The sequence below is a fragment of the Flavobacterium sp. MDT1-60 genome, assembly GCF_014844035.1.
GTDB lineage: Bacteria > Bacteroidota > Bacteroidia > Flavobacteriales > Flavobacteriaceae > Flavobacterium.
The window spans coordinates 4,092,364-4,116,175 of record NZ_CP062159.1 but is presented as its reverse complement, the minus strand read 5'-3'; the positions used below and the strand labels follow the sequence as shown (position 1 = coordinate 4,116,175).

Annotated in this window: 32 protein-coding genes; 6 read left to right on the top strand and 26 right to left on the bottom strand. The window is 31.5% G+C overall.

Annotated features, from left to right (window positions below; translation table 11 throughout):
- The first annotated feature begins 5 nt into the window (after positions 1 to 5).
- The 3 genes from IHE43_RS17250 to IHE43_RS23700 are packed head-to-tail and all read left to right on the top strand — an operon-like array spanning position 6 to position 1,518.
- Entirely contained in the window at positions 6 to 563 is a 558-nt protein-coding gene (locus IHE43_RS17250; protein WP_192185055.1) for a LemA family protein, read from the top strand.
- The gene (locus IHE43_RS23705) at positions 563 to 1,075 is read left to right on the top strand and encodes a hypothetical protein (protein WP_225585176.1); all 513 of its coding nucleotides are present in this window, start codon (positions 563 to 565) and stop codon (positions 1,073 to 1,075) included. Before IHE43_RS17250 ends, IHE43_RS23705 begins: the two co-directional genes overlap by 1 nt.
- Positions 1,027 to 1,518 carry a DUF3137 domain-containing protein gene (locus IHE43_RS23700; protein ID WP_225585504.1) on the top strand — a complete coding sequence of 164 codons (492 nt, stop codon included), beginning with the start codon at positions 1,027 to 1,029 and terminating at the stop codon, positions 1,516 to 1,518. Before IHE43_RS23705 ends, IHE43_RS23700 begins: the two co-directional genes overlap by 49 nt.
- Positions 1,519 to 1,577: 59 nt before the next feature.
- Here IHE43_RS23700 and IHE43_RS17240 read toward each other — a convergent pair whose 3' ends face one another.
- The 18 genes from IHE43_RS17240 to IHE43_RS17155 all read right to left on the bottom strand — a co-directional run bounded on the left by IHE43_RS17240 (position 1,578) and on the right by IHE43_RS17155 (position 14,563).
- On the bottom strand, positions 1,578 to 2,369 hold the full coding sequence (locus IHE43_RS17240; protein WP_192185054.1) for an arylamine N-acetyltransferase: 792 nt from the start codon (positions 2,367 to 2,369) through the stop codon (positions 1,578 to 1,580).
- A 12-nt stretch (positions 2,370 to 2,381) separates the two neighbouring features.
- Entirely contained in the window at positions 2,382 to 2,873 is a 492-nt protein-coding gene (locus tag IHE43_RS17235) for a DUF6169 family protein (protein WP_192185053.1), read from the bottom strand.
- A complete protein-coding gene (locus tag IHE43_RS17230) occupies positions 2,857 to 3,006 on the bottom strand; it encodes a hypothetical protein (protein WP_192185052.1) in 150 nt (49 codons plus the stop codon). The genes IHE43_RS17235 and IHE43_RS17230 overlap by 17 nt, the downstream gene beginning before the upstream one ends.
- 391 nt (positions 3,007 to 3,397) lie before the next feature.
- Complete coding sequence (locus IHE43_RS17225; protein ID WP_192185051.1) at positions 3,398 to 3,721, bottom strand: hypothetical protein; 324 nt, start codon at positions 3,719 to 3,721, stop codon at positions 3,398 to 3,400.
- Positions 3,722 to 3,725: 4 nt separating this feature from the next.
- Positions 3,726 to 4,028: a hypothetical protein gene (locus tag IHE43_RS17220; RefSeq protein ID WP_192185050.1), complete on the bottom strand. Its 303-nt coding sequence runs from the start codon at positions 4,026 to 4,028 to the stop codon at positions 3,726 to 3,728.
- Positions 4,029 to 4,105: 77 nt separating this feature from the next.
- Positions 4,106 to 4,558 carry a 2-dehydro-3-deoxyphosphooctonate aldolase gene (locus IHE43_RS17215; protein WP_192185049.1) on the bottom strand — a complete coding sequence of 151 codons (453 nt, stop codon included), beginning with the start codon at positions 4,556 to 4,558 and terminating at the stop codon, positions 4,106 to 4,108.
- Between the two features lie 142 nt (positions 4,559 to 4,700).
- Complete coding sequence (locus IHE43_RS17210) at positions 4,701 to 5,378, bottom strand: lysoplasmalogenase (protein WP_192185048.1); 678 nt, start codon at positions 5,376 to 5,378, stop codon at positions 4,701 to 4,703.
- 9 nt (positions 5,379 to 5,387) lie between these two features.
- Positions 5,388 to 6,659 carry a sterol desaturase family protein gene (locus tag IHE43_RS17205; protein WP_192185047.1) on the bottom strand — a complete coding sequence of 424 codons (1,272 nt, stop codon included), beginning with the start codon at positions 6,657 to 6,659 and terminating at the stop codon, positions 5,388 to 5,390.
- 104 nt (positions 6,660 to 6,763) lie between these two features.
- The gene (locus IHE43_RS17200; RefSeq protein WP_192185046.1) at positions 6,764 to 8,311 is read right to left on the bottom strand and encodes a WG repeat-containing protein; all 1,548 of its coding nucleotides are present in this window, start codon (positions 8,309 to 8,311) and stop codon (positions 6,764 to 6,766) included.
- A gap of 54 nt (positions 8,312 to 8,365) precedes the next feature.
- On the bottom strand, positions 8,366 to 8,641 hold the full coding sequence (locus IHE43_RS17195) for an ATP-dependent Clp protease adaptor ClpS (RefSeq protein WP_192185045.1): 276 nt from the start codon (positions 8,639 to 8,641) through the stop codon (positions 8,366 to 8,368).
- A 35-nt stretch (positions 8,642 to 8,676) separates the two neighbouring features.
- Positions 8,677 to 9,510 (bottom strand): 50S ribosomal protein L11 methyltransferase, encoded by an 834-nt coding sequence (gene prmA / locus IHE43_RS17190; protein WP_192185044.1) that lies wholly within the window; start codon positions 9,508 to 9,510, stop codon positions 8,677 to 8,679.
- A 148-nt stretch (positions 9,511 to 9,658) separates the two neighbouring features.
- Positions 9,659 to 10,411: a triose-phosphate isomerase gene (gene tpiA / locus IHE43_RS17185; protein WP_192185043.1), complete on the bottom strand. Its 753-nt coding sequence runs from the start codon at positions 10,409 to 10,411 to the stop codon at positions 9,659 to 9,661.
- Positions 10,412 to 10,470: 59 nt separating this feature from the next.
- Positions 10,471 to 10,980 (bottom strand): TlpA disulfide reductase family protein, encoded by a 510-nt coding sequence (locus tag IHE43_RS17180; RefSeq protein ID WP_192185042.1) that lies wholly within the window; start codon positions 10,978 to 10,980, stop codon positions 10,471 to 10,473.
- Between the two features lie 375 nt (positions 10,981 to 11,355).
- The gene (locus IHE43_RS17175; RefSeq protein WP_192185041.1) at positions 11,356 to 12,024 is read right to left on the bottom strand and encodes an Mbeg1-like protein; all 669 of its coding nucleotides are present in this window, start codon (positions 12,022 to 12,024) and stop codon (positions 11,356 to 11,358) included.
- A gap of 69 nt (positions 12,025 to 12,093) precedes the next feature.
- Positions 12,094 to 12,246, bottom strand: a complete 153-nt coding sequence (locus IHE43_RS17170; RefSeq protein ID WP_192185040.1) for a hypothetical protein — start codon at positions 12,244 to 12,246, stop codon at positions 12,094 to 12,096.
- On the bottom strand, positions 12,243 to 12,716 hold the full coding sequence (locus tag IHE43_RS17165) for a hypothetical protein (RefSeq protein WP_192185039.1): 474 nt from the start codon (positions 12,714 to 12,716) through the stop codon (positions 12,243 to 12,245). The genes IHE43_RS17170 and IHE43_RS17165 overlap by 4 nt, the downstream gene beginning before the upstream one ends.
- Positions 12,717 to 12,807: 91 nt before the next feature.
- A complete protein-coding gene (locus IHE43_RS17160; protein ID WP_192185038.1) occupies positions 12,808 to 13,929 on the bottom strand; it encodes a BT_3928 family protein in 1,122 nt (373 codons plus the stop codon).
- 91 nt (positions 13,930 to 14,020) lie between these two features.
- Positions 14,021 to 14,563 carry a DUF1599 domain-containing protein gene (locus IHE43_RS17155; protein ID WP_192185037.1) on the bottom strand — a complete coding sequence of 181 codons (543 nt, stop codon included), beginning with the start codon at positions 14,561 to 14,563 and terminating at the stop codon, positions 14,021 to 14,023.
- 151 nt (positions 14,564 to 14,714) lie between these two features.
- Here IHE43_RS17155 and folP point away from each other — a divergent pair, with 151 nt between their 5' ends.
- Both folP and IHE43_RS17145 read left to right on the top strand, forming a co-directional pair.
- Positions 14,715 to 15,539: a dihydropteroate synthase gene (folP, locus tag IHE43_RS17150; protein WP_192185036.1), complete on the top strand. Its 825-nt coding sequence runs from the start codon at positions 14,715 to 14,717 to the stop codon at positions 15,537 to 15,539.
- A gap of 136 nt (positions 15,540 to 15,675) precedes the next feature.
- Positions 15,676 to 16,323: a hypothetical protein gene (locus IHE43_RS17145; protein WP_192185035.1), complete on the top strand. Its 648-nt coding sequence runs from the start codon at positions 15,676 to 15,678 to the stop codon at positions 16,321 to 16,323.
- Between the two features lie 61 nt (positions 16,324 to 16,384).
- Here the strand turns inward: IHE43_RS17145 and IHE43_RS17140 are convergent, their stop codons facing one another.
- The 8 genes from IHE43_RS17140 to IHE43_RS17105 form a co-directional block, all read right to left on the bottom strand.
- The gene (locus tag IHE43_RS17140) at positions 16,385 to 16,855 is read right to left on the bottom strand and encodes a CHRD domain-containing protein (protein ID WP_192185034.1); all 471 of its coding nucleotides are present in this window, start codon (positions 16,853 to 16,855) and stop codon (positions 16,385 to 16,387) included.
- A gap of 264 nt (positions 16,856 to 17,119) precedes the next feature.
- The gene (rlmH, locus tag IHE43_RS17135) at positions 17,120 to 17,593 is read right to left on the bottom strand and encodes a 23S rRNA (pseudouridine(1915)-N(3))-methyltransferase RlmH (RefSeq protein WP_192185033.1); all 474 of its coding nucleotides are present in this window, start codon (positions 17,591 to 17,593) and stop codon (positions 17,120 to 17,122) included.
- 93 nt (positions 17,594 to 17,686) lie between these two features.
- Positions 17,687 to 17,989: an antibiotic biosynthesis monooxygenase gene (locus IHE43_RS17130; protein ID WP_192185032.1), complete on the bottom strand. Its 303-nt coding sequence runs from the start codon at positions 17,987 to 17,989 to the stop codon at positions 17,687 to 17,689.
- Between the two features lie 93 nt (positions 17,990 to 18,082).
- Entirely contained in the window at positions 18,083 to 19,501 is a 1,419-nt protein-coding gene (locus tag IHE43_RS17125; protein ID WP_192185031.1) for an adenosine deaminase, read from the bottom strand.
- Between the two features lie 226 nt (positions 19,502 to 19,727).
- The gene (locus IHE43_RS17120; RefSeq protein ID WP_192185030.1) at positions 19,728 to 20,012 is read right to left on the bottom strand and encodes a GNAT family N-acetyltransferase; all 285 of its coding nucleotides are present in this window, start codon (positions 20,010 to 20,012) and stop codon (positions 19,728 to 19,730) included.
- Positions 20,013 to 20,018: 6 nt separating this feature from the next.
- Positions 20,019 to 20,414, bottom strand: a complete 396-nt coding sequence (locus IHE43_RS17115) for an OsmC family protein (RefSeq protein ID WP_192185029.1) — start codon at positions 20,412 to 20,414, stop codon at positions 20,019 to 20,021.
- A 4-nt stretch (positions 20,415 to 20,418) separates the two neighbouring features.
- A complete protein-coding gene (locus IHE43_RS17110) occupies positions 20,419 to 21,300 on the bottom strand; it encodes a pirin family protein (protein WP_192185028.1) in 882 nt (293 codons plus the stop codon).
- Positions 21,301 to 21,615: 315 nt separating this feature from the next.
- Entirely contained in the window at positions 21,616 to 22,716 is a 1,101-nt protein-coding gene (locus tag IHE43_RS17105) for a DNA alkylation repair protein (RefSeq protein WP_192185027.1), read from the bottom strand.
- Between the two features lie 238 nt (positions 22,717 to 22,954).
- Here IHE43_RS17105 and nadC point away from each other — a divergent pair, with 238 nt between their 5' ends.
- Positions 22,955 to 23,812, top strand: a complete 858-nt coding sequence (gene nadC / locus IHE43_RS17100; protein ID WP_192185026.1) for a carboxylating nicotinate-nucleotide diphosphorylase — start codon at positions 22,955 to 22,957, stop codon at positions 23,810 to 23,812.

Genomic DNA, 23,812 nt, shown 5'->3' with positions numbered 1-23,812 from the left:
TAGACATGATTATCGGACTTGCAATTATTGGCTTCTTATTAATTATAGGAATTTTTTATTATAACAATTTGATCGGAAAAAAGAATCAGGTTACTAATGCTTTTTCATCAATGGATGTAATGCTCAAAAAACGATTTGATTTAATTCCGAATTTAGTTGAAATTGTAAAACAATATACAGACTATGAGCAAGAAACTTTAACTAAAATTGTTGAACTTCGTGCAAAAGCTACATCAAGTTCAGTAACCGATATTGAAAAAGCAAGTTTAGATGCGCAATTAAGTACCAGTGTTAAAGGATTAATGGTAAACATAGAAAACTATCCTGATTTAAAAGCCAATTCTAATTTTAATAATCTGCAGGCAACTTGGACGGAAAGCGAAGAACAAATCGCTGCTGCCAGAAGAACTTATAATGCAGTTGTAACAGAATACAATAATGCAATTATGATGTTTCCTGGAAGTATATTTGCCGGAATGCTAAAATATCAAAAAATAGATGTTTTAGTAACATCAGAAGAAGAGCGTAAAAATATTAGTGCAAAAGAACTTTTCAACAATTAATGGATTCAGGAATTAAAAGCAATTTAGCCTTGCAAGAGGTATTAATGACATTAGAAATTGAACGCAAAAGGATTTCGTCAATTTGCACAAAAAGTTATGTTTTTCTTGGTATTGCAGTTGTAGTTGCAGTGATTGGTTTAATTTTAGGTTTTGAAATTTTAGCAGTTTTATTAGCCTTATTGCCGGGAATGATTGGCGGAGTACTACTTTTTCAAATAAACGATGATGTAAAAAAGTATAAAACTGATTTTAAATCAAATGTAATTGAATTGGCTTTAAAAGGAATAAACGAAAGTTTAACTATAGCCCCACAAAGTGGTTTTCCAGAATATGAGTTTATTAGTTCAGAACTTTTTAGAACTGAACCAGATCGCTATAAAACTGAAGACATGATAAGCGGAACTATAGATAAAACATCTTTTTATTTTGCCGAAGTTCATGCCGAATACAAAACTGAAACACGATCAAAAACGGAACACAAACACATTGGCATACCATCTTTAAAGGAATAATTTTTGTTGCCGATTTCAATAAAAAATTTAATGTTTCTACTGTCGTACGACCAAAAGATTTTGGAAATGCTGTGGGAGCCTGGTTCTCTAAAAACCTTTTCAGTTTTGGAAATCAAGAAATCATTCAATTAGAAAATACAGAATTCAATAATGAATTTGTGACTTATTCCAGCAATCAAATCGAAGCGCGATATATTTTGACGCCAGCTATGATGGAAAGAATTCTGAAATTAAACAGTAAATCGGACGAAACAATATCAATGTCATTTATAAATTCTAAAATGTATATTGCCTTTCCGTTAGGTACTAATTATTTTGAACCGCCTATTTATAACTCACTTTTAGATACTGACCTTTTAAAAGAAGATCTTTCTATAGTTCAATTCATGCACGATATTGTTCATGAAATGGATTTGAATACAAGGATCTGGGGAAAGGAATAAAAGTGATTATTAACGTTGCGCGCGTGACGGGTTGCTCGCGTTAGCCCAAAAAAGTTTAATTATATTTTTAAATTGAATTCTGATTCCAAAATACTTTCTAATTGATCGTCTTCAAAAGAAACAATTTCAGTCGTACCGTTCGTCACAGATTTTACAGCATTTTTAAATACTATTTTCTTACCCAAAGGATTTTGTAAAACCACAATTAGGTTTTGTACAAAAACGGAATCTGGATGTGAATAATTGTAATGATTGGCAGGTTTAAAATCGATCCATCTTTGAGGAGTCAAACCAAAAGAATAGAGATTAGACCATTCTTTTCCAATCAAAACTTGTAATAAAAATTCATTTTCTTCTGTTTTGACTAAAGTAAAAATATCAGAATCATGTTGAATCTCAGTTCCGGTATCGCCTAACTTCAAAGGTTTTCTGATGCTATTGCCTCCAAATCCTAAATCAATCAAATACTCTTCATCTTCAATTGTTGCAATGATTCCCAAATGTGTTTTCGGATTTTGACCCGGATTCACCATTGGACGCGCTGCAACATAATAATGCGGAATCCCAATTTCCTGTAAAACCAATGAAAACAAACCATTGATCTGATAACAATACCCACCGCGATTTTTATTTACAATTTGATTTACAATATCATCGCCATTTAACGATATAACTTTCCCGGCCTGCACATCAATGTTTTCAAAAGGAACAGTGAATAATTGAGAACGCATTAATTTTGTAATACCTTCAATATTCAATTCAATTTCTCCTGAAAATTTGATTCTGTCTAAATATTGTTGTAAATCGAAACTTGCAGTTTCAATTTTATTATGATTTTTTGATTGTTCCATTATTTTGATAAATTATTTCTCGTTTAAAATTTCTTGTATTGTATTAAAAACTTCGAGTATAGTTTCTTTATTCTTATTATTTTGATGATATAAAAGAGAAGAATAAATTATGAAATTCTGGTCATTAGAAAAACAATTTATGATGTTGTCTTTTTTTTCAATATTTATAAGACCACTATTTTTGTACCATCTGTTGAAAGTATTAAATCGTTTAATTCCTTTTTTATCCTTATCATCACAAATGTAAATCATTGCGTTCTGAGAATTTATGAAAAATGCAGTAATTATAGCTTTTATAGTTGACGAAACTTTAGCATCAAATCTTTCAATTTCATCATTAACTTTTTCAATTACGATTTGAAAAATATTATTGATTTCAAATCCTGATACAGCACTAAAAGTTTCATCTTGTATAAATGCAATACGATATTCTATTGCATTTTTTGTAGAAAAATAGAAGAATTGAGAATCTTCGCTTAAATAATAATTATAGGGGATTGGCAAGTCTAATTCCTTTTTCTTTTAATGATTCTATAGGAGTTTTGCCTTTTAAAAAAGAACGCACAGCATCTTTATCAGCAGCCATCTTAACTACAGATTCTAATACTACTTTTTTATTTATTGTAATCTTTTTCATACTGCAAATTTATAAATAATGTTTTATAAAAGCAAAAATTCAATTCAATAAAATGGTCTGGATCAACGGAATTGAAGTTAAGGAAGTCATAAAGATTTATTTTGCCAAATAAAATTCCTGGAACAGTTAAGCCAAAATGTATTAAGAATTTATAACTGATCTCTTTATTTAATTTTGAAAGCTTCCAATAATGAAATGTTACAACGCTTAAAATTTGATCAAATTCGAAATTACTTGACCAGGAATAATAGTAGTATTTCAGCCTGGAATTATTGAATAAAAGAAATCAAAATTTATAGTAAGAATAGCAATGTAATAAGGAAATACAATTAGCGATAAAAGTGTGGAAATTATAAAAGCTATTTTTGTTTTCATTACAATTTATTTGATCTTAGTTTATTTTCTTTCCTTGTTTTATAAAATATTGTACGGCTATAGTCACTAATAGCACAATAGTCAAAAATGGAAGGAGAAATATAAGACCTGCTATAGGTGTTAAACATCTGGTTTTGTCCGGATGTTCATCAAAATACTTTGAAAAATTATAATAAGTAACTCCAAAAATAGCAGTTGAAAATATTATTTGTAAAATGAAACTCGTTAAGGACACTTTTCCAAACGTCATTGAAGTAGTTTTAAAAATGGCTTTTGCTCCATATATAAACTGAAATAGCAAAGGTAATATCATTAAGATTAGAGATAGTATTCCTAACATGAACTTAATTTTTAATCACTGTTTCAATTAATTTCTCCTCTTTAAGTTTAACTATCCTATCAAAAGTCAATTCCTTAATTTTTAATTCATTTTCGCTTCTGAAAACTTCATATTTATTTTCTACCTGATTTGTATAAATTAAGGCATATAAATCTAAAGTGTCATTCTCTTTTGTGATTACGTCAGCTCTTTTCCAATTTTTTGTAATGATACCAAACTTTTGAGTTTGCTTGTTTACAATAATATCACCACTTTTTGAATCAAAATAAACTTCTTGTAAATCGCCATAATGATCGTCAATTTCCATTAAATACAATCCAAACCCTATCCATCCGAAAAGAGCTAATAGTATTATAAGAATGCTTAAGAGTATTTTTTTAGCATCTATTCCTTCTTCAAACTCAATCCCATCGGAACCATTAAAACTCCTTTTTCATACACATTCAAATAAAGCGTAATAGGTTTCTTTTGTCCTTGCCAGGTTAATTCATATACATTCAGAAATCCGGCTCCCATATCACTTCTTTTGGTTGGAAAGGGACAACATGTTTCCAGACGTTTATGAGTGATTTTTTCTCCGTTTGGTCCCGCCAAAGCATTCAAAAAACGGGTTTCATTTAAAGTTTCATTTCTAGTGTTTTGGTAAAAAATATTCACGGGATAATCGGGATCATAACCATATTTTCTGTCTTTGCTAAAAAGAGTTATGGCAAAAGTATTGTCTTTCTTCAAAATCAAATCGGGAGCGTTGTCATCTACATTTTTCAAAGTCGATTTTGTGCTCACGCATGAAGTTGCGGTAATAAGTAAAATGATAAAAAAAGCTATTTTTTTCATGGTTTAAGGTATTGGTCGTACAAATGTAAAATTAAAATAGTTTTTGCCACTTCCGATAGCTATCGGGATAAAGAATTAAAAAAGATTTAAAAAAAGCCGGCGAAAATCCACATAATCAGTCTCATCCGCGTTCCATTGCAAGTTATTCTGCTTTTTCAGGATTTAGTTTTAATATACCAACCACTATCAGATATTGTGCCACAAGATAAGTCAGCATAATAAAAAAGGAGCTTCTTTCGATTGACGTATAAAATTTATTGATTGCCAAAATACTATCAGAAATAACAAATACAATTGCTCCACTGATAACGTACTTATTTCCGGGGTTTTTCCAAACAAAAAAACCATTAAAAGCAAATAAAACCATGATCGAAATAACGCTCGCATATACGGTAACAGGTATTTTCAAATCGCCCAAAGAAGGCAATAAAACAGAAAGCATCCCAATTAAATAAAGCGCAATTATGACACTTCCAATTCCGAAAACAATACTGTTTTTTTGAGCTTTAGCTTTTATTTGATTATTAAAAAGAACACAGTAAATAACATGTGCAGCTAAAAAAGAAATAAGGCCTAAAATAAAATAGATTTCGGCAATGTCTGCAAACAGCAAAATAATGTCTCCAATCCATGAAAACAATAAAGCTAATAGGAGTGCATTTTTAGTAGGGAATTTTCGATTTAAATATACTTCAAAACCTAAAATTGGAATTAGGGCAGGTTTTAAAAACAAATCAAAATTTTCATATCCTAAAAGCAAAATAATTAGATAAAGCAAGCTAAATGCAATGTAGATTTTAGAAAAGTTAGCGTTTCTCATAATTTGGGGTTATGAATTTATTAATTGATTTTGAATAGTTTTAAAGTCTTTCGTAATAAAATATGCAGAAGCTAATAGTGAAAGACCTAAATAACTTAAAATGATATAATTTGAGAAAGGAAAAACCTTGTTTAAGCCAAACCAATCTCCATAATAGATTATAATGGCAATGGCCGTGATAAAACGTAATCCTTCCCAATAGATGGCATATGTGCTTTTATCCATCAATTCAGAGTAGCTGTAAATAGTAATTAAAATGAAAAAGCCATAAATAAAGATATTAGGTAAACCAATTTTGGCAATATTATCAAACAAATAGGTCACAAATAAAAGTGTTATTAATACTTGAGCGACAGACCAATAAATGAGCTTTTGAGAATTTTGCGTTCCATATTTTTCAAAATCATAAACATTCTCAATTTTGTGTACAGGATATTTTTCTTCAAAGTTTTCAGGACGCCAGCCGGTTGGTTTAAACCATATGGTGAGCTTGTCTTTCCAGTTTTCTGCACGCCAGGCATCTTTGATCAATAAGGTAAGATGTTGAAAATTAATCTTAATCGGATTCCATGTATGGGCCGGTCTCGTGATTCCGAAAACTGGTGGAACATCATCTAATTCGGCCTGAAAAGTACCAAAAAGCTTATCCCAAAAAATAAATATCTGTGAATGATTTTTATCTAAATATTCAGGATTTATGGCATGATGTACGCGATGATGCGAAGGGGTTACCAGAATATTTTCCAGAAAACCCATTTTTTTGATGTGTTTGGTATGGTACCAAAACTGCAAAAATAAATGCAGCGGCAAGGTAATAGCAATTACAGAAGCGGGAACGCCTAATAATGCTGCAGGAATCAATAAAAAAGTAAACAGATTAGCTAAACTCGCAATGGGCTGACGTAAGGCGCAAGCCAAATTAAATTCTTCACTACTATGGTGAATCGCATGTTTATTCCAAAAAAAATTAATTTGATGTGCCCATCTATGGCTCCAATAGCCATAAAAATCGATAACAAAAAACGCAATGAAATAGGAGAGGATATTAGCTTCAAGATGATAAATCGCAATGTTAGAAACCAGCCATTCGTAGGAAATAAAAGTCAGGCTCAAGCCTAGAACATCTTTTACCGAGTTGGTAATTCCGGAACTAATACTGGATACGCTGTCTATTAAAGGCGCAGTGTCTTCTTTTTTATAGATGCCATAAATTTTTTCAATTATAATTAAAATCAAAAAAATAGGCGTGGCAATAATTAATATTTTCCCGTATTCTTCCATAAAAAAACATTCTATTTTATTTCAAATATAGAATAAAATAGAATGTTTTTTAAATTATTTAAAATTAACTGTTCGAATGCATATACTTAATTCCTCATAAGCAACTATTCTGTAAATTCTTTAGAAAAGTCGACGGAATAAAATTTTGTTGCTTTTTGGTTTTTAATTCCAAATTTAACTACTTCTTTAATTATTTTAAAATTGTCATATTTTAATTCTAAAATGACTTGATTGCCACCACTTACAATTCCGTATTTTTTGTTTTTTTGAACAATAAACTCCCCTGTAGAATAGATTTCAGTAATAAAATCAAATTCAGATGGAATCACAATTTTATTTTTATTACTAATTACACCAATTTTATTTTCCTTTTTGAAGATTTGATAATTACTTTTTGAAAACCCGCCGAAGTTAAATTTTTCTTTAACAAATTCATCGACAAAAATTTCCGTTTCCCTGTAACTGCTGTCTTCTATAGTAAGGAGATATTTTTTTGATTTTTTTTCGGCAAAAATTTTATTGGACGATACATTGTAAAAATTGTAATCTTCAGGAATTATAATCGTACCATTTGATGAAAACATTCCGTTTTTATTATCCAGATTAGCTGTAATGTAATAGTTAGAAAGATGATCTATGTATTTATAAGAAATTGGAATTATCTCTTTCTCTAAAAATGGATTTATTACACCTTGTAAATCGCCTTTATGAACAAAATATTGATTTTGAAATTGAATAGTATCTTTATAAAAAACAGAAAAAATATGATTGTAAACTAACGGTTTTAAAACAGAATCCTTTTTATTTATAAAACCGCTTTTTTCATTATTTCTAACAACATAAATTAAATTAGACGGTGAAATTTCATCATATTTACATTCGATTTCATATTGCCCCAGGGAATTTATTACACCTTTTTTCTTTGTAATTGTATTAAATATAATATAAGATTCTGTATCAATTATATTTTCAAATTTATGATTTTTAAGAGAATTTAAAATTACATTTCCATTATCATCAATTATAAAAGTTGCCTTGTTTTGAAGAGTTACAATAGACCTTTTATCTTTAAAATAGGTAATGTCTTCGGCTTGAAAATTTGTTAACTGTTTTCCTCTAGCATCAAAAATATCGATTGTATTATTGGTTTGAACAAACAAAATCCCGTCGGACTCCATTATAAAATCAAAGTTTAAAGGTAAAATTATCTTGTTTAAAGTATCCAGAACTCCCGTTTTGTTGTTTTTTGACACTCTTATAAGACCATCTCCCAAATAAAAGACATCATCATATTCAATCGGGATTTTAATGTTTTCTTTTAAATCAATATAACCGCGTTTGAATTTTTTATTAGAAACAATTGCAACTTCAAATAAGTTTTTAAGCTCTTTTCTATTGTTAATAGATTGATAACTGGGTTTAATAATTAAATTTCCAGTGCTGTCAATCAATCCCATTTTTCCATTAAAAGTTCTGACTCTGGCGTAATTATTTTCAAAATTATAAACATACTCGTAGGTTTTATTTTTGGTCAGTTGTTTTCTAATAGATTCAAATTTTGCTTGTCCTTTTAGGAGACAAGGCATTAATAGAAGAAGTATAAAAAACCGAATAATTCTCATAATTTCAGACAGTTTAAAATGAAAACGCATTCTATTTCGTTTCAGTGTAAAACAAAATAGAATGCGTTTTTTAATTATTTGCAACTAAACAATTTCGGCGCTAAGTCCAGCTTCCAAAAGTTGTGTGCATTGGGGTTTTAATTTGTCCATTGGCCCTGTTTTTACAGTGCATTTTCCATTGTAATGTACGATTAAGGAACATTGTTCTGCCTGTTCAGCCGTGTGACTGCAAACACGCATTAAAGTGTCAATTACGTGATCAAAAGTGTTTACATCGTCATTATAAACAATGATTTCATTATTGAAACCAACTGCTTCTTTTTCACGAACTCTTTCTCTTACTTTTTCTTTAGTACTCATGTTTTTAGGTTTTTGTACTGTTGTAATTACTAAAACTAATTTACGTATTTTAATGAAACCCAGTTGTTTCTTTGAAATTTTTTAACATAGGTTAATCCTTTCTCAGTGCATGATGCATCGATAAAAGGAATATCTTCTTCATAAAAACCGCTAAAAAGGATAATTCCTTTTGGATTTAAAGAGTCAACATAACTTTGCATATCGTTCAATAAAATATTTCGGTTAATGTTGGCGATAATCAAATCGTATTTTTTACCGGCTAATAAAGCAGCGTCGCCTTCATAAACGGTGATATGTTTGCAGTTATTGCGTTCTGCATTTTCAATTGAATTCAAATAACACCAATTATCGATATCAATAGCATCGATCGGCTGAGCGCCTTTCATTTCGGCTAAAATGGCTAAAATCGCAGTTCCGCAACCCATGTCTAAAGTTTTTAAACCTGCAACATCCATTTCTAACAAATGCTGAATCATCATGTGTGTTGTTTCGTGATGACCTGTTCCGAAACTCATTTTTGGTTCGATTACAATATCAAATTCGGCATCCGTTTTTGGATGAAAAGGGGCACGAACATGACATTTTCCATCAACATCAATCGCTTCAAAGTTCTTTTCCCATTCTTCGTTCCAGTTTACCTGATCGATTTCTTCAACAGTATATTCAATTTTAAATTCTTTCGACCCTAAAATATAAATGTCATCCAGAATGTTTTCATCCCATAAATCTTTCTTCACATAAGCCGAAATTCCATTCTCAGTTTCTGTAAAAGTCTCAAACGCTTTCTCACCTAATTCGGCAATTAAAATTTCTGATCCCGGTTCTTTTGGCTCAATCGTAAAATGATATCCTAAATATATATTTGACATAAATAATTTTTTTGCAAAGGTAACAATAGAAAGCAGAAGTTGCTTAAAAATCTGGGAGAACATTTTAATTCAAGAATTATTTAAGCACAAAAAAAGCGTTCGCACCGCGAACGCTTTTTATATATAATGAGATTTCAAAATCTAAAATCTAGATTGCTGTAACAATTGCTAAGAAATCATCAGCTTTTAATGCAGCACCTCCAATTAAACCACCGTCTACGTCTGGTTTAGAGAAAATTTCTTTTGCGTTGTCTGGTTTTACAGAACCACCGTATAAAATAGAAACTTCATCGGCGATGTCAGCACCAAATGCTTTACGAACAACTTCTCTAATGAATTCGTGCATTTCCTGAGCTTGTTCTGGTGAAGCAGTTTCTCCGGTTCCAATTGCCCAAACTGGCTCGTAAGCTAAAACAACTTTTGACCAGGATTCTTTTGCAATATGGAATAATCCGTCACGTAATTGATTTTCTACAATATTGAAGTGATTTCCAGATTGACGATCTTTTAATTCTTCTCCAAAACAGAAAATTACAGTCATATCATGTTTCAAAGCGGTATCTACTTTGTTTGCGATCAATGCATCTGTTTCATGAAAAATAGCACGACGTTCAGAGTGACCAAGAATTACGGTATTTACACCAATGCTTGTTAACATATCTGCAGAAATCTCTCCTGTAAAAGCACCACCTTCAGCCTGGTGCACGTTTTGAGCAGCAACTCCAATAGTTGTGTTTTTTACTTTTGCAACTGCAGCCTGCAAGTTTACAAATGTTGGCGCAACAATTACCTGAGCAGTTGTTTGTGCAGGTATTTTTGTAATTAATTCACTTAATAATTCTTGAGTTTGTTCTGCGTTTTTATGCATTTTCCAGTTTCCTGCAACAATCTTTTTTCTCATTTTGGTAGTTTTTATTATTCTTTTAATTTTTGTTTTTTTGTGGTAATTTGTGAGGTGTTTTAAGCTTGTTTTAAACTTTTTAAGGTTTCATTGATTTTATCAAAATCAGTTTCAATAGCGCGGTAAAGCACTATTTTGCCAGTTTTGTCAATGATGATATATCTTGGAATCCAGTCTAAATCAATAGCTTTTCCAAATACACCTTTCATTCCGTCGTTCATCATAAAATGATCGCCTTTCAATTCGTGTTTTTCAATTCCGATTTTCCATTTTTCAGTCGTTTTATCAGCAGAAAGGAATAAATAAGAAACATCAGGATTGTTGGCTTGTAAGTCTTTTACTTTTGGCATTGCTTTTACGCAATCGCCACACCATGAAGCCCAAACTTCGATTACCAAAGTTTTTCCTTTATATTTTTTCAAAATGTTCTTGAAAGAAGTCTGACCTCCATCAACAGTCAATAATTTTTCTGATAACGCTTCTTTAGAAAAGCTTGTTTTTTCCGTTTTCTGAGCTTGAGAACATGAAAAAGTAATAAATGCAATTACAACCAGGGCTATTTGTTTCATACTTAGATAAATTTTGTTTTTAATAGAATATGATATACCGCTCTTCATTTCTTGTGATTCAGAAATACGGATAATTCATGCCGAACAAAGTTAAACAAACAAATTGAAAGCCAAATGGAGATTAACAAAATTTGAAGAGTCGTTTATTTTGTAACAAAACAAAGAATTTAGGTTATAAAAACACAATTGAAAACGTAATAGTTATTCTGAAAAATGAAAAATTTTGGAAATGATCTTCTAATGAAGTAAAATTTTGAACGTGTTTTTTGTTTTTTGGTAAATTTTAAAATTGAAAAAACGTCAGATTTCAACAAAAAAAGTCTTCAATAAAATTTTAAGTATTGAAGACTTTTAAAATATTTTTTTGTGAAATTATTAGTTTAAATCATAATTACCATTTGCCCATTTTTTACAAGGAGCAATCCATAAATCTGATGCTTTGTACAAAAAACCGTGCTTCAGATTGGTATTCAATTCAATTTCCTTAAAATGATTTATTTTAAGTTTCGAAGTTTCTTTCCTTTTGATTGCTGAAACACCGTAAACGTCTGATTTTTCATAAATAGTCAGAATGTTTCCGCAGTAATTGATATCCGGAATTTGTTCGATATCGGTATCCATAAAACAGCCTATATAAACAAAATTCATATCCGGATTGGCTACAAAAGTCGAAACGTATTGTGCAATATAACCGCCTTTCGAAGTTCCGATTACAGTTATTTTATTTGGAGGCACGCCTTTTTTAAGCAGTTTATTAACCTGTTTGGCTATTTTTTCAGCGTAGTCATAAGCATTAGTGTTTTTCTTTCTGATTTCACTGTAAACAATGAAGTTATCTTTTCTGAAGGAAGCTAAGATCTCGTTGTATTCTGCTTTTCCATACTCTGGGTGAGCGACACTCAAATCATTTTGCTCAACAAATGCATTATGAAGGAAAAAGATATATTTTTGATCATTCTTTGTAATTTGAGATTGACTACAAGCAATAGAACTTAATAAAATCGTTAGTAAAAAAGTAAATGAGAATTTTTGTAATTGTTTCATAAAAGGTGTAATTTTTTTTCATAAAAAAAAGTCCAATTTGAAAGGACTTTTTAGTTATAGATGTGGTAATTATAAATTCAAATTAAAAGTAAGTTTATTAACTTCTTCTTGCTTATTGGATTCTATAATTTTTAAATCGTCTAATTTTTTATCAATTTTCACCTTAGAATTAATAGAAGCCTTTTTATTTTCACCTGAAACTTTCTTTACTATAGTTTTCATAATTCTTTTCTTTTTATAATAAAACCAAAAAAATCACCATTGGGTTTGAAAGGAACACTAATAACACTTCCAAACTCATTCCTTATTGATCCAAAGATAGTAAAAGTTTCGGATAATTCTTCTAAATTCATAGAGATTGCCCTTCTATATAAACGTGTTCGTCCAAGTGTACTACCTTTAAAAAAGACCATCTTTTCAGGATATTTTTTTGTAAAAATATAAACCGATCTGGCAACGGTAGCTAAAATTATATTTCTGTCTCCATTGTCTGTAATTGTTGAATCATCCAAGATATATTTTTTCTGAACTTCATTATAAATCAAATCTCCAAATGCTAAATTATAAATTTCTACAGATTGAGTTGCGCTAAAAATTATGACTTTCGTTATTTCTCCATTTGCGCCAATACTTTTAAATTCGAAAATAGTTGTGTCAGTATTTCTATATAAGTCATATTTTATATGTTTCATTCTTTTAATTTGAATTCACAAAAATACAGAATTAAGTAAAAAAAAAGCTACAATTTTAATTGTAGCTTTTTTGAAGAGTAAATATTATTTATTATATACCATATGCAATATTTGATAATTTCAAATCATCAATATCGTTATAATTAACTTTTTGAACAATTGTTCCTTTGTGAATAACTACAATGCTCGGATTTGCTCTTTCAATCGTTTTTAAGGCGGTTGCATCGCAAAAATAAAAATCAACATTTAAGCCGTATTCTTTTTTAGCTTTTGCAATCTCATCAGCTCCTGAAGCGGTCATGGCAACCACTTTATAACCTTTAGATTGCGCTTCTTTATTTAAAGCTTCTAATTTTTTCATTCCATCTGGTTCAGATAAAGTCAGATCGTAAGTAACAAAAAGTAATAATTTAGGTTCTTTTAAAAGTTCCTCTTTATAATCAGAATCGTCTTTTGTCATGGTGAAATCGTGAATTGGCGGAACATAACCTTCCGTAATTACTTTGTCTTTTCTATCTACGAAAGTGGCACCTGCAGGGATATTCATTAAATCTTTTTCACCAAATTCTTTATCAACGCCGTTTACTTTGTAGATGAAAATCATTTCAACTACAGACTTTGGAGCGCCTTTCGGAATTTCCATTCCTTTTTCGATATTAGTTCCTACTTTGTAAGGGCGGAAATCTTTTATCGGATTGTGATTCAAAACCCAAACTGCCATAAAAGCACATAAAACAACGCTTACATAAACGGCAAAATTGGTTTGTGGAGTTGAAAATAAGGGTTTTATTAATTTTTGATTGAAGAATAAAATCAGAATAAAGAATAATAAAACCACATCTTTTGTGAAGGATTGCCACGGCGTTAAATGCAAAGCATCTCCAAAACAACCACAATCTTTTACCACATCAAAATAAGCCGAGTAGAAGGTAAGGAAGGTAAAGAAAACGATTAAAAGCAATAAAGCCAAAATCGTAGTTTTTACTTTATAACCCACCAATAACATGACACCTAAAACTACTTCTAAAATCACTAAAAAGATCGCTAACCCTAAAGCAAACGGCTCTAAAAAGGGCATATTGAAAACCGGCTCGCTAAAATACTCAGCCAGTTTATAAGAGAAACCAACCGGATCATTTAGTTTTATTAATCCTGATATGATAAATAATACGCCGACGAATATTCGGGAGAATTGAGTAATGATGTTTTTCATAAAATTTTAATTTTAAATTCCAATTTTTTTAAATTCCAAATTCAAAAATCTTGTGGGAAAATTGGAATTTGGAATTTATTTTTTGGAATTTCTATTTATTTATAGGATTGAGAATTAGGGCAAAAACGGCGTAATTAATCATATCCTGATAATTAGCATCGATGCCTTCAGAAACTAAAGTTTTACCTTTATTGTCTTCAATTTGTTTTACGCGAAGTATTTTTTGCAGAATTAAATCAGTCAGTGAACTTACTCGCATATCACGCCATGCCTCGCCATAATCGTGATTTTTGGCTTCCATTAACTCTTTGGTTAATTTAATTTTAGCGTCGTATAATTCGGTTGCTTTTTCTACATCGAGATCAGGTTGATCAGTAACTCCTAATTCTAATTGAATCAAAGCCATAATCGAATAATTGATGATTCCGATGAATTCTCCTTTTTCATCTTCATCCACTTTACGGATTTCGTTCTCCTGTAAACTTCTGATTCTTTGTGCTTTTATGAATATTTGATCAGTTAGCGATGGCAGTCTTAAAATGCGCCATGCACTGCCGTAATCTTTCATTTTATTGATATATAACGTACGGCAAATGGTAATTACATTATCAAATTCAAGGGAAGTATTCTTCATTTATTGCTGTATATTTGCTAAAATTTCTTCAAAAATAAGGATAATTTTTTAAGAGTTTCAAGTTTCTGGTTCTCTTTGTTTCAAGTTTTTTCTAAACAAAGTGTTAACGACAATAACTTGAAACCTGCAACAAATAAAAACCTGAAACAAAATGCTGATTAACTGCAAAGGCAAACTTATAGATTTATCGATTCCTAAAGTAATGGGGATTCTAAATGTGACGCCGAATTCCTTTTTTGACGGAGGAAAGTACAAAAATGAAGAGGAGATCATTTCACAAGTTGGAAAAATGCTTTCAGAAGGTGCGACATTTATAGATATTGGTGCTTATTCAAGCAAGCCAAGTGCTGAATTTGTAACCGAAGCCGAAGAAATTGAGCGTATTGTTCCGGTAATTGAATTGATTTTAAAGCATTTTCCGGAAGCTTTATTATCGATAGATACTTTTAGAGCCGAAGTTGCAAAAGCAAGTTTAGAAAGCGGAGCATCAATTATAAATGATATTGCAGCGGGAGAATTAGACGATAAAATGTTTGGGGTAATTGCACATTATAATGTTCCTTACATCATGATGCACATGCGTGGGAATCCGCAAACAATGCAAAGCCTGACGCAATATGAGGATATTGCAAAAGAAATGCTTTTTTATTTTTCGGAAAAGGTGAATAAGGCGAGAAGTATGGGAATCAACGACCTAATACTGGATCCCGGTTTTGGTTTCGCCAAAACAACGGATCAGAATTACGAGGTTTTACAAAAAATGGAACTTTTTAATTTGTTGGAATTGCCCGTTTTAGCTGGTGTTTCAAGAAAATCGATGATTTATAAAACGTTGAATATTACGGCACAGGAAGCTTTAAATGGAACAACGTTTCTAAATACAATTGCATTGACAAAAGGTGCTAAAATTCTGCGAGTACATGATGTAAAGGAGGCGATGGAATGTATTGCTTTGTTTAATAAAATGAATTTGTAAAAGTCTAGTTTGTCATTTCGACGAAGGAGAAATTTCCGCAAGTTGCTCGACAAAGATTGGCTATTAGCAACGGAGCTACTAGCGAGGATTTCTCCTTCGTCGAAATGATATAGCTATATGTTTAAAGAAAATAAATATGAAATACTTTACTCTAATTATTGCTCTTCTTCTTTTTTCATGTGGAAAAAAGAAAGATGTTCTACTTCCAAAATCAAACGTAACAATTGTAAAAGATGTACAGGATCATTCACCAATTTATATCTTTTTCAAAACTGAAGGCAAAGACACCATCGCCGAAGTAAACCGAAAAAACAGCATCATCTCAACCAATTGGATTTTCAATATCGACAAGCGTTTGCCTTTAAAATTGGTAATTCCGGAAGTAATGAAACTACAGGAAAAAAAGCGAGGAGAGAAAGCACACAAAAACGAAAAAGCCGAAAATTATTATTCCTACGCAGATTCAGTTGGAAAAAATTTAGCCTTTTTGCCTTTTACGAAAGTGTATTATAAAATGGAAATTGCCAATAACAGAAGTCAGTTGTATTTTAAAAAGAATGGCATGATAATATACAGCGGAAGAAAAACTTATGATTTTCCTAAACAGAATTTAAAGCCATTTTTAGATAGTTTAGTAATCAATCCTAAGGCGGAAATTAAATTCTCGTATGATAAAAATATGACTTATGGAAATTATATTCAATGTAAAATCTTAGTAAAGACAATTGCTGATAAAAAGATTCCATTTGTTTTTATAAATGAAGAACAAGAATTTATTTTCTAAAGAATGAAACAAAAAAATCCTTTCGGTATTAATATGGAAAGGATTTTTTTTAAGGTAAGCTTTAATAGCCGCCTCCACCGCCACCTCCACCGCCGGAAGTTCCTGTTTTAATAAGTGTTCCACTTATTTCTCCACTAGGGAAAGCTACAGTATGTAGGTTTACATAATAGTGATTCGCCATAAGCTCTGCTATTTGAGCATCTGTTATTGTAAAATTTAGAGTTATGGGAGAAGTAGTAACAACAGCATCAGGAAAAGGAAACAAAATTGCTCCGTCAGCTCCGTGGATATGACCATGGTTAGGTGTAATTCCTGAATAGGTTACGGTAATATCAAATGTTTTGGCAGACTGATTAAGTTTGAGCGTTGCATTACCGCTACCCATTGAACCTGTGCCGGTAACAGGGGTTAAACTAGCTGTAAAGGTCACAATGACTGGTGTAGTGTGGTTATCGTCATCATCATTACTGGAGCAGGAAATTCCAATTAAAAAGAAAAGGAAAATTACTGAAAATTTGAGCAGAGTTTTCATAATTATATATTTTTTAGGTTTAAAAAAAGGTTAAAAAAATATAATTATTAAATTTTATTATGATTTAATAAAAATATAACAAATTTAATGTTTTATTTTTACTTAGGAAACTTTTTGGGTTTAAATTGTTGATTGTTAGGTGGATAAAATAGATTTGGTGTATTGATATCGTATTGTAAAAGTTTACTTTAAAGTGAATGTGAAACTGAAATAAAAAAACCTCACTCGAGGCTGAAAGTCAAACAGGCGAAGCAAACAAAACTTTTACTGATGATGATAAGGTTCATTTCGTAAAATCGTAAATCCTCGATACAACTGTTCAATAAAAAATAAACGAACCATTTGATGCGAAAACGTCATCAGCGAAAGCGAAATTTTCCCCTGCGCTTTGCTATAAACCGTATCAGAGAATCCGTATGGACCACCAATTACGAAGACTAAAGTTTTGATTCCGGAGTTCATTTTCTTTTGTAATTCTTCAGAAAAACCAACGCTGGAGAAGTTTTTTCCGTTCTCATCCAATAAAATTAATTGATCTGTTGGAAAAAGTTTCGAGAGTATCAGTTCGCCTTCTTTTTCTTTTTGCTGACTTTCGGATAAGTTTTTTACATTTTTAATATCCGGAATAATCTCCAAATCAAATTTGATATAAAACGACAAACGTTTGGTATAATCGTCGATTAATGTCTGCAACGATTTATTGTCGGTTTTGCCAATGGCGATAAGTTTGATGTTCATTTATTAAAGTTTTTTGCCACGAATTATACTAATTTCCACAAATTAAAATTAGAAAAATCTGTGTGGATCTGTTCAATCCGTAAAATCTGTGTGCTATTTTTTATTCTCAAAAACAGTTTCAAAGTGTTCTACAATTGGAAATGGCTCATAATAATGATGTAAAATCTTTTTCCATTCCAAATACGCTTCAGATGTTCTAAAACCTATCGTATGATCTTCCAACGTATTCCAATCAACTAATAAAAGATACTTGTTTTCGACTTCAAGACATTTCTGTAGCGTGTGGCCTAAATATCCTTCAATTGATGATATATATTGACTTGCTTTTGCAAAATCAGTTTCAAATTTTGATACTAATTCTGGTTTTATAAAAAGATATACTGCTTCTAAAATCATATTTGAATGAATTTTTTATCTGCGTAATCTGCTAAATCTGCGAGAGAAAATTATACTCTCGCAGATTTAGCAGATCACGCAGATTTATTTTTATTAGTTTTTAGAAAATTTCGCTTCAAAATTTTTAAATCTCGTATCCAAATCTTTTAATAATTGTTTTTTTACAGATGCATCCTGAATGAAACTGTAATTGATACTGTTGTAAACATATTGTTTTATCGTCGCATACGAAACATCAGGATATCTTTTTGCCAATAAAACATATTGCTCTGTCATATTGGTTCTCAAAATTCCCGCATCGTCTGTACTGATTACGATTGGCACATTAAATTCTTTGTAAAGCGTAAACGGATGACGACCGTCTTTTACTTTCAAAATAAACTCATTACTAGCCAGATTAATTTCAATCGGAATATTGTTTTTTGCCATATAACGCAATAAATCATATGAGTTTTCTTCGTACGCGATGTCCACTCCGTGCCCAATTCTGTTGGCACCCGCAACGTGAATCGCATCATTAATATGCCATGTTAATTCTTCTGGCTGGACCAAACCTAGAGTAAGTTCGCCTGCGTGAAGCGTGTATTTTACGTCCGGAAATTTAGAATGGCAATATTTAAACATAACCATGTGCAACCAATAATCCTTCATAGAATTCTCTCCATGTTCAGGAGAAACGATATTTACGCCTGCTACCAATTTACTATCGTTTGCAGAGATAAAAGCAATGGTCAGATTTTTAAATAAATCAACCGGATCCATAAAACGAAGCACAAAATTTTGATAGCGCATCGTAAATTTATCGTCGTCAATTTTTAAGTCTTTATTAAGTTTTGCTATGAAATTAGTATTGAAATCCGTCGCATATTTTTTAGCCTCTTTTTGCTGAATCGCTTTATACAATTCATCTAAAAGTTTCATTACCGTTTTTTCATCTTTTTGAGCAGCAGCCTGACGCAGTTTTGTATTGAAATCAGTTAAATCTTCCACCTTCATATCACAGGGTATCGTTGACAATTGGGTCTCAATGTAACTTACGTTTTCTGCAATGGCACGCTTTTTTAATTCAAGTATTCCTTCTGCAAAATGACCTTTAATAGTAGGTTCGAATTTTTGAAAAGAATCAAAAAACAAGTCATCAGAAGGTACAGAAACACCATTGTAATCTTTAGCCGACCAGGTTTGCATTACTTGTTGCTGATAGAAAGATAATTTTCCTTCGTTTTTAAGAGAGGAAAAAGTTTGCCAATTGCCTTTTGAAGGTTTTGTTTTCGAAACCGCCATCGTTTCTAAATTCAGATAAAAATCTTCTGCAATAGCTCTTTCCAAAAGAGGTTCTGCATAAATTGATCCCGAAAAATGATGGTGTAAATCGCCTCCTTTAGGCATTTGTTGAAAAAAAGCTGTTAAGAGAGCTTCATTGTTTCTGATTTTTTCTAAATAGTTGTCAGCCGTTTGAGAAAAGCCGATTTGCGCTATAAAAAAACAGAAAAGTGTAATTATCCTCGTCATACTCTAAGTTTAAATTACATGCAAATATATGAATTTCTGCGGAGATTTTAAAATCCAATTTTCAATGTGGAGATTTAACCGCAAAGAGCGCAAGGTTTTTTTATATGCGAAACTTAATATAAACGCAAAGTTCGCAAAGCTTTTTATAAAAAGCTTTGCGTAATCCTTTGCGTGTTTTGCGGTTAAAAAAAACTTAGAGCCTTAGTAATTCAGAACCTTAGTGTCTTTACGAAAAAAGAACATCATGAATGTCTTCAACTTTATCAAAAACACTTTTGGCAAAAGGACAAAGCGGAATAATTTTTAGGTTGTTGGCTCTTGCATATTCTACGGCTGCCATAACTAATTTTTTACCAACACCTTTTCCGTTGAATTCTTCATTTACTTCAGTGTGATCAATAATGAATTTAGAATCTCCGGCCCAGGTATACGTCATTTTTCCCGCTTCTTTTCCATCTTCTATAGCTTCAAAATAGCCTTTTCTTATATCGTTTATTTGATTTATTTCCATGATAATTTATATTAATGTGGTTTTAATTTCTATTGAATGTGTAAGTACTTTATGAATGGGACAGCTGTTGGCGATGGTTTCCAGTCTTTGTCTCTGTGTATCATCAACTTCTCCAATTACTTCTATTTTTCTTGTAAATAAGGATACATTTCGATCAGAATCTCTTTCAAAATCAATTTTTACATTTATTTCTGATACGTGCCATTGCTTGCGATTGATATACATTCGCAAAGTAATTACGGTGCAGGAGGCCAATGATGCTGCCAAAAGTTCTGTTGGATTTAGGCCTAAATTTTTTCCGCCCAGTTCCTGTGGCTCATCTGAGATTAAAACATTTTCACTGGCAGATGTTATTTCCGTTCGATACAAACGTGTATCAATTTTTGCTGAGATCGTATCCATGTTTTTATTTAATTCTTGGTTCAGGTAAAGGCACAAATTCGGTTTCGCCCGGAACTTTTGGAAAAGTTTGTTCTGTCCAGTCTTTTTTTGCTTTTTCAAGTAATTCTTTGTCCGAAGAAACAAAATTCCAAAAGATAAAATGTTCTTCAGGGAATGGCTGTCCTCCAAATATATAAACGGTACTGTTTTCGGCAATTTCAAATTCGCATAAAGTGCTGTCGTTGGTAATCAAAATCTGTTTTGGTTCGTAAGCATGTTCTCCGCTTTTAATACTTCCTTCTAAAATATACAATCCGCTTTCGCCGAATAAATCTTTTCCGATATTGATCTTTTTAGCCTCTGTACTTTTGATTTCAATAAAATATAATGGACTATAAACAGGCACTGGCGATTTTTTTCCAAAAGCTTCTCCCGCAATTAGTTTATATGAAACGCCATCTTCTTCCCATTTCGGAATATCATCTGCTTCAACATGTGCAAAATTTGGATCCATTTGTTCCAATTCTTTTGGCAATGCCACCCAAATTTGTAAACCATGAAGCATTTTATCAGAATGTCTTAGATATTCCGGTGTTCTTTCAGAATGTACAATTCCTTTTCCGGCAGTCATCCAGTTTACGGCTCCCGGTTTTATTTCTAATTCGGTTCCCAAACTATCACGGTGCATGATGCTTCCTTCAAATAAAAAAGTCAATGTTGAAAGTCCGATATGCGGATGTGGAGGCACATCCATATTTTCATGATCACTTAAATGAGCAGGTCCCATATGGTCGATAAATACAAATGGTCCGACGGCTCGTTTTTCACGGAAAGGCAATAATCTGCCTACCATAAAATTGCCAATATTGGCAGCACGTTCTTCGATAATTAAATTGATATTTGACATGGTTATATTGATTTGAAAACAAAATTACAGTTGGAACCGTGATCTGTAACTTAATTTAGATTAAGAAAATTTGTTTTTAGATTTTTTGAGTTATAAAAATAAGAAAAATCAGTTATTAAGTTTTTAGGAGATCATTAAATTTAAGTTTAGAAGTCCCAGAGGGACAAAATATTTATAGTAAAGAAAAATATCACGTTACATAAAACTCCAGCGGGGCGATATATATGTCGCTCCTCTGGAGCTTTTTTTTATAGTAATACGATATTCCTCTTTAAATATTTTGCTCCGTCGGAGCATGAAAATTGGAATGTAAAATTATTCAATTAAATCAAAGCTCAGAGCTTCACTTTCAGTTCCATTAATAATAATAGACAATTGATGTATTCCGGTATGAAAAACGCGAGTCGTAATTAATTTAAAAGATTGCTTTCTTTCGATATTAGTCAATTGATTTGGCTGATAGATTTTCTCACTGATTTTAAAAACCTTTTTTGCTAAATGACCTTTTGATTTTTTGTAGTGAACGGCGTATTCTAAACGGATGGTTTTAGCTTCATCATTTTTATTATTTAAATGAAATTGAAACTGCAGATACTCTCCAATTTTTACTTTTGGCGTTTTGATTTCGAAATTTGAAAGTTCAATATTGGTACTTTCTAAACCATAATGACTCAGGATTTCAGGATGTCCTTGTTTTAATAAAGTGCGACAGCCGTGTTTTATAATTCCATCAGTTTCTTTGCTATTGTCTTTCCATTTTGAAGCAATTTCTAATACAATTTCTGGATTATCTTTGGCAATATCATTTAGATTATTGGCTATGCTTCGGCGAACATATTCTGAAGGATCATTTTTTAGATTCTCCAAAATAGGCAGAATAGAAGTTGGATCTTTCTTTAAAAACGGAATCGCCATTGCCCACGGTAACCTCGGTCGGGAACCTTCGCTGGACAACCTACGAACATGATGATTTTCGTGTAAAGACCATTTTACCATTTCATCAATCATCTTTTCTTTATATTTTAAAATGAAAGGACGAACGGCAAATTCACAACTAATAAATTGAGTTATTGAAACAAAAGCTTTCGTTGAGGTTTTAAAATCGTCTAAACCGTACTTTTCGATATAATCGGCAAAGAAAATAAAGGCCAGATTACCATCGGTAAAACTGTTTTTCTTCAGATTTTTAATAATTTTATCAATTAAAGCAACAGCTTCGGAAAAATTCGCAGGCATAAATTGATGCAAAACAACTGTTGTATGCTTCATGCGGTCTTTCCATTCTTTTTGGGCAAAATCGCCTTCGTAAATCGCTTCAATAAATTTTTGTTTGTTGAAGTCTGGATGTACTTCGGCCACAGCCTGACCAAATTTTTCGTAAAAGGAAACCGAGTAAATATCTTTAATTAAGCCCATGATTTTGTTTGAATGAACCTCAAAGATATTTAATGTTACTTATTAGTGACGAACAAAAAATAAAAATATTTAAACCATTAAGATATTAAGTTTCAGTAAGGAGAAAAGCTTAATTTTTCTTAATATCTTAATGGTAAAAAAAAGAGATAATTAAGATAGTAATTGACTTTTCGTGTTAAAAGAGCTTTTAAATCCACAAAATATGTCCTACTTTAGCATCTTATAAAATTTAAGAAAAATGATTAGCGAAGCACAATTTCAAACCGAATTACAACTATTGATCAGCAATGCAATTCGAGAAGATGTAGGTCCGGGAGATTATAGTTCATTAGCCTGTATTCCTGATACAGCACACGGACAAGCTAAATTATTGGTAAAAGATCAGGGAATTATTGCCGGTGTTGTATTGGCAAAAATGATTTTTGAATTTGTTGATCCAAAATTAAAAGTGAAAACTTTTATAGAAGATGGAACACATGTAGAATATGGCGATGTGGTTTTTGAAGTTTCAGGAAGTTCACAGTCTATTTTAAAGTCCGAAAGAGTGGTTTTGAATACCATGCAACGTATGTCTGCAATTGCTACAAAAACCAGTCAATTGATGCAACTTTTAGAAGGAACTGGCACTAAAATATTAGATACTCGTAAAACAACACCAAACTTTAGAGTCGCTGAAAAATGGGCCGTGAAAATAGGAGGAGGCGAAAATCATCGTTATGCCTTGTATGATATGATAATGCTGAAAGACAATCATATCGATTTTGCTGGCGGAATTACACTTGCCATAAAGAAGACAAAAGAGTTTTTGAAAGCTAATAGCTTAGATTTAAAGATTATTGTGGAGGCCAGAAATTTGGATGAAATCCGTGAAATCCTGTTAAGCGACGGTGTTCACAGAATCCTGATTGATAACTTTAATTATGAAGACACTAAAACGGCTGTAGCGTTAATCGGTAAAAAATGCCAAACAGAATCATCTGGAAATATCAACGAAAAAACCATTCGCGAATATGGTCTTTGTGGTGTAAATTATATTTCATCCGGGGCTTTGACGCATTCGATTTATAACATGGATTTGAGCTTGAAAGCTTTTTAA